Origin of the sequence: Bacteroides sp. OM05-12, from assembly GCF_003438995.1 — a bacterium.
Classification (GTDB): domain Bacteria; phylum Bacteroidota; class Bacteroidia; order Bacteroidales; family Bacteroidaceae; genus Bacteroides.
Genome location: NZ_QSUN01000002.1, coordinates 251120 through 264742 on the forward strand (window position 1 = coordinate 251120; position 13623 = coordinate 264742).

Consider the following 13623-nt stretch of genomic DNA (forward strand, 5'->3'; position numbering starts at 1 on the left):
TTATGAAAAAGTTTAGATGTACTGTATGTGGTTACGTTCATGAAGGTGATGCTGCTCCTGAAAAATGTCCTCTTTGTAAAGCTCCGGCTAGCAAATTTGTAGAAGTTGTTGAAACAGAAGATGGTCCGATGGCTTTTGCTGACGAACATGTTATCGGTGTTGCTAAAGGTTGTGACGAAGAGATGATTAAAGATTTGAATAATCATTTTATGGGTGAATGCACAGAAGTTGGTATGTACTTGGCTATGAGTCGTCAGGCTGATCGTGAAGGTTATCCTGAAGTTGCGGAAGCTTTCAAAAGATATGCTTGGGAAGAAGCCGAACATGCTGCCAAGTTTGCGGAACTTTTAGGTGACTGTGTATGGGATACAAAAACAAACCTTCAGAAACGTAAAGATGCAGAGCAAGGTGCTTGCGAAGATAAAAAACGTATAGCTACACGTGCTAAAGCACTGAATCTTGATGCAATCCATGATACCGTTCATGAAATGTGTAAAGACGAAGCTCGTCACGGAAAGGGTTTTGAAGGATTATATAATAGATATTTCAGCGAATAATCATTTTTTGTTCTTGGTTATAGAAAAAGTCTGCACGTATTGTGTGGACTTTTTTTGTGAAAAAATATTATAATTGGCACTATTTGAGGATATTCAGCGTTATATTTACATCACATTAATTAAAAAGATAAACGTATGAGAACATTTAAGACTGTATTTTTTTTAGTATTGGCGGTAGGGATACTTGTTTCTGCTTGCGCAGAAAATTCATCTAACAAGAATAATACGAAAGAAGTCAAAGAGGATAAAATTATGGAAAATCAAGAAGTGATAAAATTGAGTACTCCTGATCTGGAGAGGGGGGTAAACGTGATGAAGGCTCTAAATATACGTAAGTCGGTTCGTGAATATGGTGATAAAGAGTTAGGACTATCTGATTTATCCGATTTGTTGTGGGCAGCAAATGGTATCAATCGGCCGGAATTGGGTAAACGAACTGCTCCTTCGGCAGTAAATGCGCAAGATATAGATATATACGTTTGCATGAAAGACGGAGCTTATTTATATGATGCCAAAGAAAATAGTTTGAAGCGGATAACTACTGAGGATTTGAGACCGGCTGTTGCCGGAGGACAGGATTTTGTGAAAGAAGCTCCTGTATCTGTTGTACTGGTAAGTGATATTTCACGTTTTCCTGGTGAAGATGTTCAGCGCAAAACATTAATGGGAGCGATGGATGCCGGAATTGTTTCGGAAAATATTTCATTGTTTTGTGCGTCAGTCGGACTTGAGACTGTTCCCCGTGCTTCTATGGATGCTGAAAGTTTGAAGAAATCATTAGTACTTACAGATTCTCAAATACCATTGATGAATCATCCTGTTGGTTATACTAAAGAGTAGTAATAAAAATTAGGGTGTTGTAAAGTATATACTTTGTAACACCCTTTTTTCTTTTATTCCAAGCTATCTGCACTATATTTGATTAAATCTATCATTAATGGGAAGTCATTCTTATTAATTCCCAATTTTAATAATATTTCTTTGTCTTTATCGAATTGGTTAATAAATACAGTTTTATCTGATAACGTTAGGGCAATAGCATATCTCTGTACGGCAGTATTTATATTCCCGGTAATCCATGCTACGTGTCCCGCATTTAAGTAATCCTGCATTTGAGGCTTCTTTTCCAATATCTTAGAATAATATTTCATAGCCTGTTCAAATTTCCTGGTCACAAATGAACACCATGCAATGGCACGCTGTGATTTTATGGATTCATTATCCAGATATTCCAACTTGAAAAAATAGGCAAGAGCTTCGTCGTATTGTTTTAATTCAGCCAGACAAAGTCCTATCTGTAATATTACTGTAAGATTCTCGGATTGAGCTGCTTCTACTTTTTTATAATACTCCAACGCTTTGTCATATTGTCCGGATTGACGATAACTGATAGCCAGGTGACGGTTTGTCCATACATTGTCCGGTTTTAGTAAGTCTGCCTGTAAATAAGCTTCGATAGCTTTGGAGTAATTTTTGTTTTTTTGGAAGCAGTATCCTATTTTTTGATATATCTCTGCATTTCCTTCTGTTTCCTTGATTATATCCTGATAAAGCATGAGTGCTTCTAATAAATAATCTTTAGCGAAAAAGTATCCGGCAAGTGTAAACATATGTTCCACATTGTTGAATGTGTCTTTTAGTGTTTTGCAATATTGTAGATTCAATGATTCCTCAAATAAATCCCTGAATTCATGTCTGCGCGGATATATCTTAAAGAAGCGGTATAAATCCTGGATATATTGATTGCTAATGGTTTCCGTTCTTTGAGAATAAGCCAACATCTTTTCATAGTGTTTAGCTTCGCTAAGTGCCTCATTCTGTGCTTCAAACTGTTGTGTCATCATTTCACGCTGATTGGGTGGTATTTGTGTGATAGTCAGACAGAAAGAGTATTTATCTGAATTACAGAAGAACCCCGATTGCAGAATGCTATCCAATAAAATATTTCTTTTGTTTGCAGTAGTGGAAAATGCCCGTACTACGGATGAATGTTGTGCATCGAACGGATAAAACCAATTGGCCATATCATGGAAAAAAGGATATGTTTTTAGTTGAGCGAATGTGCTCATATATACATCTGCCCCTTCCATCTGTAATTCGCTCATTTCTTTTAGTTTGTCATTCATTCCGGAGCGTTCCATCCAATCTTCCCAGTCGGGATTTTGGTCATCTGAAGCATTTTCTTCATCATTGTCATCAATATCCAGTTTACGGCTTATATTGACATTTCTCATCATCTCGGGAATAATTTCCTCACGCATTTTCTTATCAATCTTTTTTGTCTCTCTACTTCGTAATAGCTGAATTTGAATGCGGTTCATTTCGTTTGAAAAATTGGTATCTTCATTCAACAGATTTATACGAGCGGCAACCTCAGGATAGATGGAAAGTCTTTCATCATACATAAAGACAATTAATGCGATTCCTACCAACGCACGTTGGTTGACTTCGTTAGATGAATGTTGATAAGCATCGAATAAAAGCATAAATTTTCGTATATCGAAATATTCCATCAGGCTTAGGGTTATAGCACTGATAAAAAGCGATAAATCATTAATCTGAACTAGTAAAGATGTCAGAAAATTACGGGCTTCTTCTTCATCCGTTTCAGTCCATTTATCAGACAACCATGTCCGATAGAATAGTTCGGAGTAGGCCTGTTCGTGACGTCTGCGGATAGAATCAAGTTTCATTTCTTGATTAGCATCATTGGTCAGTAGATGCTCCACAGCTATATCTTCTGTATATGTTTCCAGTTCCAACTGAAGCTCAGGCAAAGAACGGAGAGGAATTAGTTTATAATAGCGGATGCGGTCAAAATAAAATTCTGTGGAGGAGGGCGTTAGTTTTAGAATCCTTGCTTTGTCGGCTATCTGATAAGCCGTAGAAAGAAGTTTATTGTATAACTTGTCCCGGTCAGGATCGATAGATCCCTGGCGCATATATTGTAACATATACTGATAAGAGGTATATATTTCTTCAAAGGAACTGCGGAGCTCCCAATCCTGTGTATCGAAAATCAATAGTTCGATTGCTTGTAATGCTTCTCTGAAACTTCGTTTATCCAGCAGGTTGATAATTTCTTTGTATTGTTTGTTTATAATGCTTTCGTTCATCGTTATTGAATTCTTTTTCCATTTATAACAAACAAAGTTAAAGAAATATCAGCATACTACGACTTAAAATATACTAATGTTTATCGGTCATACTCCTTTTTTCTAAAATCAAGTCTAAAAGAACTATAGTTGTGGGGCTTTTACCTATTACATACTTTTATCATACGGTCGATTGTTTGCAAACGATAGGAGTTTGTGAACAAAGGACCGTACGTTTGTTTTTGATCGACCGTATCTTTGTTTTCAAACGTTTTTATGTCTTTTGAAAATATAAGGTGATTCATGTTTTGTTTAATCTTTGCCCGATCAGTTTTAATAGCTATCTTTGTCCCGTTAAAATCCTAGACCATCTATTTTTATGTATACCAACAGACAGATTTGGAATGTCAGTTACCCCATTTTTCTAAGTTTGCTGGCACAAAATGTTATCAACGTTACCGATACGGCTTTTCTGGGAAGAGTCGGTGAAGTTGAACTTGGAGCTGCTGCAATGGGTGGACTGTTTTATATTTGTATCTTTACAATAGCTTTCGGGTTCAGTACAGGTTCCCAGATTGTTATCGCTCGGCGTAATGGTGAAGGACGCTATGCTGATGTGGGGCCCGTAATGATTCAGGGTGTTTTCTTTCTATTGGTGATGGCCACCATGTTGTTCGGCTTTTCAAAAGCGTTTGCACAGCCCATCATGGGCGTTATGATTTCATCCGATAAGATATTGGATGCTACAATGGAGTTTCTGGACTGGCGTATCTTCGGCTTCTTTTTCTCTTTTGTTAATGTAATGTTTCGTGCTCTGTATATAGGTATCACCCGTACAAAAGTATTGACGATCAATGCAGTAGTGATGGCTATTACCAATATCATACTGGATTATATCTTTGTATTCGGTAAGTTCGGTTTCCCGGAGATGGGAGTAAAAGGTGCGGCGATAGCTTCTGTCATAGCCGAAGCCAGTTCCATACTTTTCTTTTTTATCTATACTTATATCACTGTTGATTTCAGGAAGTACGGACTGAACCATTTCCGTTCGTTCGATCCGCAATTATTGTTGCGTATCCTGAATATTTCCTGCTTTACGATGTTGCAGTATTTCTTGGCAATGGGGACATGGTTTGTATTCTTTGTCGCCGTAGAACGTTTAGGGCAACGTGAGCTTGCTATAGCCAATATTGTGAGAAGTATCTATATTATGATGTTGATTCCCGTAAATTCACTTGCGACTACTTCCAATACGCTGGTGAGTAATGCTATCGGACGGGAAGGAACCGGAAATGTTCTTGTTATCATTCGCAAGATTGCAAAGATGTCGTTTATGATTATGTTTGTTTGTGTAGTAGTTGCATCCTTGTTTCCTCAAGCTATACTTTCGGTTTATACCAATGAGGCAGAACTGATCCGACAAGCTGTGCCTTCTGTTTATGTAATATGTGTGGCGATGTTGGTGGCTTCCCTTGCAAATGTTTATTTCAATGGTATTTCCGGGACAGGTAATACGCAGGCTGCATTATATTTGGAAATGATTACTTTAGTATTTTATGTCTCTTATATTGTTTTCATAGGCATGTATATAAAAGCTCCTATTGCTATTTGCTTTACCATTGAGATATTGTATTATACATTGTTGTTTGTAACAAGTTACATTTATCTAAAACGTGGTGATTGGCGGAACAAGAAGATATAAAAGTTTTAGCTGCATTTACAATCGGTCTTTTTATTAAAAAGAGACTCTTTTTATCACTTCAGGAATCTTATTGTATAAAATTCCTGAAGTAATAATTATTATGTTTTGTTACTTCATAGTTTGTCCAGCTACTAATCAGTCATACCGCTCTATCTATAGTATTATGGTTTTGATTATTTAAAATAAAATTAATAATACAGTTGTATTTTTAAAATATATTATATATATTTGCGTATATATTAACCAAAAAGAAAATACTATGAGCAAAAGTACTTTTAAAGTAGTTTTTGGAATGTTGCTTTTATTAAGTAATATTTCTGTGTTTAGTAGTTCCTTTAATTTGCTTGATGCGAAGCAAATTCCTCTAGATGGGAGACGAGCAATCAGCCGTACCTCCAAATCGACGACAGAATCAATGAAAACTTTTGAAATTGCTCTGGGAGAAGGCTTATATCAAAGTAAAACTGCTTATGGAGTTTTACTTTATGATGATGAATTGCTTTACGAAGTGAATACGGTTGTATCGTTCGATGTGTCTAGTGCTACATCATTTAGTATTGTACAAGCGTTAGGAGGTAGAACTGCGAGTGCCGGTGCTTACGCAAAAGATAAGTATTATGTAGCGTTTACTAAAATAGTAAATGATAAAGAGATTCCAAGTGATTTGTATAGAATTGATCTTAAAACGAAAAGGGTGGAAATGGTTGCTTCTCTCTCAGGTTTTGATTATATGATAAATGATATGTCTTATGATTATTCTACCAATAAGATGTATGCCATTGCAAAATTGAATAATGGGAATTCAGCACTTTATACAATAGATTTGACTTATGGTTCTTCTCAAAAACTATTTGAACTTGATAGGCATTTCTTTACATTGGCCTGTAGTTATGGTGGGCAGTTATATGGGGTTTCACGTACCGGCATATTTTGTAAAATAGATAAAAATAACGGTCATGTAGATGAAGTTGGGGATACACAAATACAGCCAAGTTATCTTCAAAGTATGGAGTTTGACCATACGGATAAGACGCTATATTGGGCTGCATCTTCTATAAATGAAACAACTTCTATGACAATCATAGATGTTGAATCTGGCATTGTTTCTCCAATTAGTGCATTAGGTAGCAATGCGGAAATTGCAGGTTTGTATATTCCGTTTACAGCCTCTGCAGATGATACCCCATCTGCCGTTAATAATCTCAATATCCAAGCTGATAAGAACGGGGCATGCAGTGCTACTTTAAAATGGAAGAATCCGACAAAAACTTTTGGAGATACGACCTTAGAGAAATTAACTAAAGTTGAAGTGTATAGGGATGGAACGTTGATCTATTCTAAAGATAATTCTATCCCCGGAGGAGAAGAGACTTTTGTAGATAATATAAAAGATGAAACAGGATTGCTCGCTACTTACAAGATTATTCCGATAAATGAAAATGGGAATGGCGTTGCAAAGGAGATGACTCTTTTTGTTGGTAAAGATGTGCCTGAAGCTCCCGTAAATTTGCAACTTATTAAAAATAAATTTGATCAGATAACACTTTCTTGGGAGGCTGGTGCTAAAGGAGAACATGGTGGGTGGACAGATCTGTCTTCTTTAACTTATAAAGTTGTCCGTCTTCCTGATAATAAAGTTATTAAAGAGAATTCCAAAGAGACAACCTGTGTTGACCGTGATATTACCCCGGCAAATACATATTCATATAAAGTTATTTCTATAAATTCTGTAGGAACAGGGGGAGCAAGTGAAACCAGTAGTTATGTGTTGGGCCCACAAAATACGATTCCTTATTTTTGTGATTTCAGTACAGAAGAGCTAATGAATACATGGATGATAGTTAATAGTAATAATGACAAATATACATGGAGTAGAAGTTATAACAATACTTTGAAAAAGTATACTATGAATTATCCATATACTGGCAATCTATCTGCTGATGACTGGCTACTTGCTCATAGTTGTACTTTGGAAAAAGGGCAGATCTATAAATTTAGTTTTCTTTATAATTCTTATTCTCCTCATAAGCTCCGATTTACTCTTGGTAAAGATATGTCACCTGAAGCTATGACATTAGAAATAGCTAATTTTTCTGAATTAGAGTCGACGGATTGTACTTTACAAACTTTTAATTTTACTGTTGAAGAGACTGGTGATTATCATTTAGGAATACAATTATATTCAGAAAGAGGTAACTCGTGGTTTTATATAACGGATATTAGTATTGAACCGGTTGTACCCCATAATCTTGCAGCCGTTTCAGTAAACGGAAATCAAAATCCTATCGTTGATAAAACTTATAGTTATAATCTAACAGTTAAGAATAAGGGTACAGAATCTCAAGAGAGATATAAGGTTGCTCTAAAAGATTCTGAAACAGGAGCTGTGCTAGCGGAAAAAGAAATAATGGAAAGTATTCAACCTGAGGAATCAAAGACGATAGTTTTAGAATGGCAACCGAAATCAACGGAAGTGAAATCAATAATAGGTGAAGTGTCTTCTTCCGATGATACCATAACTAAAGATAATGTTACACAAGCTTTTAATGTGAATGTACAGCCGAAAGGTTCATCTGAAATTATTCAATTAGGTATAAGCAGTGATTATTCTAAATATCATCCTTTTAATTTCTATGAAACGAAGAGTGCTGCGATGAATATTTATACCCAAAAAGAAATAGGTCAAACAGGAGGTGTAATAGAAAAAATATCTTATTTGTACAATAATATAAATACAAAAGAAATTGTAGACACTCCTATTAAAATATATATGGGAAATACAGAGCGTTCTAATACACAGGATGGTTGGATTAGTGAGCAGGATTTGACATTGGTTTATGATGGAACAATCTCTTTAGCCTTGGGAAAACATGAATTGGATATTGTCCTTCAAAAGAATATTATTTATTCTGGTAAGAATTTGGCAATTCTCACGATACAATCAATGGAGAAAGTCTATTATGATGGCATTCAATTTCCGTATTATATAAATGATGACAAAGACAATAAAGTGTTGTTATGGAGTGGTTATGCTGATCCGTTTGACTTTACTGGAACCGGGAAACAAGGAACTTCAAATAGTTCTGTTTCTTTTACGATGCAGTGTGACGGAACAACTATAAGTGGTAAAGTAGAAAATGAGATTAATACCCCATTGGAAGGTGTAAGTGTTACTTTATTAGAGCGAAAAACTACCGTAATAACTGATGCGGAAGGTAAATATACTTTTGATTATATTCCGGATGGAACATATACTATTCAATGTTCACTGCATGGTTATCCTGATATACAATCTTCTAATATCGTTGTTTCTAATCAGGAGAATGCTGTACGTAATATACGTATGACTAATTTGCCTGCTTATAAAATTGAAGGTACTGTTTTAACTCCTGAAGGCCAGCCTGTAGTAGCGGCTAAAGTAAAGATAACAGGATATGAGAATATGGAAGTAACTACTTCTTCAAACGGTAACTTTGTATTTGATAATGTTTTAGTTGCTGATGGTTATGAGTTGGCTATTTATAAAGATTGGTATAAAATTCACAGACAAACGTTAAATGTGAAAGATGCAAACTTGGATTTGGGTGAAATTAAATTGGACTATTTTGTGTATAGACCAGTAAATGCATCTACAAAGGAGAATTCAGATAAGAGCTTATTAATATCATGGGAGACTCCTGATAATACAATATCTTTTAGAAAGGATGACGGAAATGTTTCCGGGCAATTTGGGGTAACTACTGGAGCAGGCAGAGCTGTGTTAGGAACAGTATATCATACGCCTGCAACTTTAACTGAGGTGAGTTGGTACACGACTTCCGAAGGTGGTCCGCATTATGTAGTGAATTTGTTCGTTTTCGATTTGGATGCATCTGGTAATCCTACAAATAAAATCTTATATAGTGTAAAAGATATAAAGAATACCGATGGTCAATGGAACAATTATACCTTACCTGAACAGATAAATGCACCGAATGGATTTATGGTTGCACTTAATTATTCCGGTTTTTTAGGTCTTGGAGTGGATTCAGGCGAAAGTGTGGAATATCCGTTTGAGAATAATACACATGCTTGTGCATTGGACTATACAAATGGTGAATTTGTTTATGTGGAAAACTTGAAGCTTAATAAGAATCCTTTGATAAGAGCTTCCGGGTATGTTTTAGCCGATAATTATGAGTATGTGGCTAATGAGCAAGTTAATATTGATTACCCTGAAGAAAAACCGGGATTCTGGAAGTACAAGATTTGGAGATTGGTGGATAAGGATGTAAATGCACCAGAAAAATGGACACTGCTTACAGATAACCCTATAACGGAAACACAGTATACAGATCAAACGTGGAAAACATTGGCTCCGGGTGTTTATTGTTATGCTGTAAGTATGGTATATCCTGACGGACGAATTTCCAAATCTGTATTTACCCCTTATAGGGCATATAATATGGAAACGAATGTCACGGTACGAGTTAAGACAAATGATAAATCCGGTTCAGCTAAAGATGCTATCGTGACACTGACCGATAGTAAAGGCAAAACGTTTGTAGAAAAAGTAAATGATGAGAATAAAGTTCTGTTTAGTAATCTTTGGAAAGGTAATTATACTATCTCTATAGTTAAAGAAGGCTTTGAATCGATTGATGCTAAGGGAGATTTCTCATTAGAGAATAATTATGTGACAGATGAATTTGTATTGAAGGAAATCATGGTAACTCCTTTCAATCTTCAAGTTAAAGAGCAGGAAAATCAGCAAGTTCTTTTTAGTTGGAATACGACCGGAATGATATTCGATGATTTTGAATCCCATGATGATTTTGCCATTAATTCAGCAGGAAAAGTTGGATGGCAGTATCTGGATTTAGATAAAGGATATACTTATGCTTTTACAGCTTGTCATTTTTTAGGAGAGGGTGAACCTATGGCTTTTATTGTTTTCAATCCTTCATCTACCGAACCTTCTGTTGCCGATGTTGAAGAGATAGGAGCTTATAGTGGTTCGAAATTTTTGGCATGTTTTGCTGCACAGTATGGAAACAATGATTATCTGATCTCACCGGAATTGAAGTTCATTGAAGATTTTACATTTAGTTTCTTTGCTAAATCATATTCGAATTATGAAGGGTATACTGATCCGTTTAATGTTGGATATTCTTTGACTGGCATCGAACCGGAAGATTTTATTTGGGTTGCGCAAAATGTAGTTCCAAGTGCTGATAATTGGAATGAATATTCATATACAATTCCCGCAGACGCACGTTATGTTACTATTAATTGTGTTTCAACAGATGGCTTCGTATTGATGATTGATGATGTTCTTATTGGGACAAAAGATAAGAATAAGGTATGTAGAATCAAAGAAGAATCTAATGTAGTTTATGAAGTATATTTAGATGGAAAGAAAGTGTCCGAAACAACTGATTGCAAATACTTGTTTGCCGAGCTTACAAAAGGTAAACATACGGCAGGTGTGAAAGCTGTATATTATTCAGGATCTTCGGAACTTGTGACATGTGAATTCGGTAACGGATCGAATGTTGATTATCAGGAACTGAATACATTACACGTATACCCAAATCCAGCGAAAGAGTATCTGAAAGTTGAAGGTGATTATACCCGCCTTGAATTACAGGATATTAGCGGAAGATGTATTGTTATATATGAAGGTATGCAGGAGACTATCGATGTGTCTCAATTACCGGAAGGAATATATCTTCTTACTATAACGAATGACTATGAATCAAGTAGGAAGGTTGTAAAAGTGAGAATTAGGAAGTAAACCTGATAAGACTGTTATAATATAATCCTGTTACCGGCTTAATGTGGTGACAGGATTATTTTTTATTATTTTATAAAACGAATCATTGTTGATGCATTGATTGTGTCTTCGAAATGTGCTAACTGGCGGAATAAAAAAGATATAAATAAGTGAGTATCTTGGCTCTTTCAATCTATTTTGCTATTTTTGCAGCCTTAAAATGAAGTAATAATATAATAAAGAGATATGTTCGATAATTTAAGTGACAGACTGGAGAGGTCGTTTAAGATTTTGAAAGGTGAAGGTCAAATCACCGAAATCAATGTGGCAGAAACGCTGAAAGATGTGCGCAAAGCTCTCTTAGATGCTGACGTAAACTATAAAGTAGCAAAGACATTTACCGATACGGTTAAGGAGAAAGCACTCGGACAAAACGTGCTTACGGCTGTGAAGCCGAGCCAGTTGATGGTTAAGATCGTGCATGATGAGCTGACGAAGCTGATGGGAGGTGAGACGGTTGATATTGACCTGAAAGGTAGTCCGGCTGTTATCTTGATGTCCGGTTTGCAGGGTTCAGGTAAAACCACATTCTCCGGAAAACTGGCACGTATGTTAAAGACCAAACGCAACAAGAAACCGTTGTTAGTAGCGTGTGACGTCTATCGTCCGGCTGCTGTCGAACAGTTGAGGGTGTTGGGCGAACAGATTGATGTGCCTGTATATAGCGAGCCGGATAGTAAAGACCCGGTAAAAATAGCGCAGAATGCAATCAAAGAGGCAAAAGCAAAAGGTTATGATTTGGTGATTGTCGATACGGCGGGACGTTTGGCTGTCGATGAACAGATGATGAACGAGATTGCTGCTATTAAAGCAGGTATCGAACCCGATGAGATTTTGTTTGTAGTAGACTCTATGACCGGTCAGGATGCGGTGAATACGGCAAAAGAGTTTAATGAACGTCTGGATTTCGATGGAGTTGTGTTGACAAAACTGGATGGTGACACTCGTGGTGGTGCGGCTCTTTCTATCCGCTCCGTTGTCAATAAGCCGATTAAGTTTGTAGGTACGGGTGAGAAGCTCGATGCAGTGGATCAATTCCACCCGGAGCGTATGGCAGACCGTATTCTCGGTATGGGTGATATCGTTTCGTTGGTAGAGCGTGCACAGGAACAATACGATGAAGAAGAGGCAAAACGCCTTCAGAAGAAAATAGCGAAGAATCAGTTCGACTTTAACGATTTCATGGCTCAAATACAACAGATCAAGAAGATGGGTAATCTGAAAGATTTGGCTTCCATGATTCCGGGTGTAAGTAAGGCTATCAAAGATATAGACATTGATGATAATGCATTCAAGAGTATTGAAGCGATTATCAATTCGATGACTCCGAAAGAACGTACGAATCCTGAACTTCTGAACGGATCACGTCGTACACGTATTGCAAAAGGTAGCGGAACGACCATTCAGGAAGTCAACCGCCTGCTGAAACAATTTGACCAGACCCGTAAGATGATGAAGATGGTGACAGGTAGCAAAATGGGTAAGATGATGCCGAAACTGAAAAGATAACGATAACGTTTAATTCAATATAACCAATTACTATGACACTGATTGACGGAAAAGCCATTTCGGAACAGGTAAAGCAGGAAATTGCTGCTGAAGTTGCCGAGATTGTGGCAAAAGGCGGTAAACGTCCTCATCTGGCAGCTATCCTTGTCGGACATGACGGTGGAAGTGAAACCTATGTTGCCAATAAAGTAAAGGCGTGCGAAGTGTGCGGATTCAAGTCTACCTTGATTCGCTATGAATCGGATGTGACCGAAGAGGAACTTCTTAATAAGGTGAAGGACTTGAATACGGATGATGATGTGGATGGATTCATCGTACAATTGCCTTTGCCCAAGCATATTTCCGAGCAAAAAGTGATAGAAACAATTGATTACCGTAAGGATGTGGACGGATTTCATCCGATCAATGTCGGACGTATGTCTATCGGTCTTCCCTGTTATGTCTCTGCAACGCCCAACGGAATCCTTGAATTGTTGAAACGTTATAAGATAGAAACTTCCGGTAAGAAGTGCGTAGTGCTCGGACGGAGTAATATTGTAGGAAAACCGATGGCGATGCTGATGATGCAGAAAGCATATCCGGGAGATGCTACCGTAACCGTTTGCCATAGTCGTTCAACAGATTTGGTAAAAGAGTGTCGTGAAGCGGATATTATCATTGCTGCGTTGGGACAACCTAATTTTGTAAAAGCAGATATGGTGAAGGAAGGAGCGGTAATCATAGATGTAGGTACGACCCGTGTACCTGATGCCACTAGAAAATCAGGGTTTAAGCTCACCGGTGATGTGATGTTCGATGAAGTTGCACCGAAGTGCTCTTTCATTACTCCTGTACCGGGTGGTGTAGGTCCTATGACGATTGTCTCATTGATGAAGAATACTTTGTTGGCAGGTAAGAAAGCCATTTATAAATAAAGAAAAACGCCTAAGGGAGCGGTAGCCAACG

7 protein-coding genes are annotated in these 13623 nt (G+C 37.0%); 6 read left to right on the top strand and 1 reads right to left on the bottom strand.

Going from position 1 to position 13623, the window contains the following annotated elements:
* Positions 1-2: 2 nt before the first annotated feature.
* The gene (locus DXB63_RS02850; RefSeq protein WP_122124877.1) at positions 3-557 is read left to right on the top strand and encodes an NADH peroxidase; all 555 of its coding nucleotides are present in this window, start codon (positions 3-5) and stop codon (positions 555-557) included.
* 252 nt (positions 558-809) lie between these two features.
* The gene (locus DXB63_RS02855; protein WP_122124982.1) at positions 810-1397 is read left to right on the top strand and encodes a SagB/ThcOx family dehydrogenase; all 588 of its coding nucleotides are present in this window, start codon (positions 810-812) and stop codon (positions 1395-1397) included.
* Positions 1398-1450: 53 nt separating this feature from the next.
* On the opposite strand, the gene DXB63_RS02860 is transcribed toward DXB63_RS02855, so the two are convergent.
* Complete coding sequence (locus tag DXB63_RS02860) at positions 1451-3673, bottom strand: tetratricopeptide repeat protein (protein ID WP_122124878.1); 2223 nt, start codon at positions 3671-3673, stop codon at positions 1451-1453.
* Between the two features lie 358 nt (positions 3674-4031).
* On the opposite strand from DXB63_RS02860, the gene DXB63_RS02865 reads away from it, so the two are divergent.
* The 4 genes from DXB63_RS02865 (at position 4032) to folD (ending at position 13592) form a co-directional block, all read left to right on the top strand.
* The gene (locus DXB63_RS02865; RefSeq protein ID WP_122124879.1) at positions 4032-5354 is read left to right on the top strand and encodes an MATE family efflux transporter; all 1323 of its coding nucleotides are present in this window, start codon (positions 4032-4034) and stop codon (positions 5352-5354) included.
* Positions 5355-5613: 259 nt separating this feature from the next.
* On the top strand, positions 5614-11130 hold the full coding sequence (locus DXB63_RS02870) for a carboxypeptidase regulatory-like domain-containing protein (protein ID WP_122124880.1): 5517 nt from the start codon (positions 5614-5616) through the stop codon (positions 11128-11130).
* Positions 11131-11355: 225 nt separating this feature from the next.
* Entirely contained in the window at positions 11356-12678 is a 1323-nt protein-coding gene (gene ffh, locus DXB63_RS02875) for a signal recognition particle protein (RefSeq protein WP_122124881.1), read from the top strand.
* 32 nt (positions 12679-12710) lie between these two features.
* Positions 12711-13592, top strand: coding sequence for a bifunctional methylenetetrahydrofolate dehydrogenase/methenyltetrahydrofolate cyclohydrolase FolD (gene folD / locus DXB63_RS02880; protein ID WP_122124882.1), 882 nt, complete (start codon positions 12711-12713; stop codon positions 13590-13592).
* The last annotated feature ends 31 nt before the right edge of the window (positions 13593-13623 follow it).

What these genes read in the sequence shown, in the direction of transcription:
- DXB63_RS02850 (WP_122124877.1), top strand. Translation starts at nt 3, where the DNA reads ATGAAAAAGTTTAGATGTACTGTATGTGGTTACGTTCATGAAGGTGAT.
- DXB63_RS02855 (WP_122124982.1), top strand. Translation starts at nt 810, where the DNA reads ATGGAAAATCAAGAAGTGATAAAATTGAGTACTCCTGATCTGGAGAGG.
- DXB63_RS02860 (WP_122124878.1), bottom strand. Translation starts at nt 3,673, where the DNA reads ATGAACGAAAGCATTATAAACAAACAATACAAAGAAATTATCAACCTG.
- DXB63_RS02865 (WP_122124879.1), top strand. Translation starts at nt 4,032, where the DNA reads ATGTATACCAACAGACAGATTTGGAATGTCAGTTACCCCATTTTTCTA.
- DXB63_RS02870 (WP_122124880.1), top strand. Translation starts at nt 5,614, where the DNA reads ATGAGCAAAAGTACTTTTAAAGTAGTTTTTGGAATGTTGCTTTTATTA.
- ffh (WP_122124881.1), top strand. Translation starts at nt 11,356, where the DNA reads ATGTTCGATAATTTAAGTGACAGACTGGAGAGGTCGTTTAAGATTTTG.
- folD (WP_122124882.1), top strand. Translation starts at nt 12,711, where the DNA reads ATGACACTGATTGACGGAAAAGCCATTTCGGAACAGGTAAAGCAGGAA.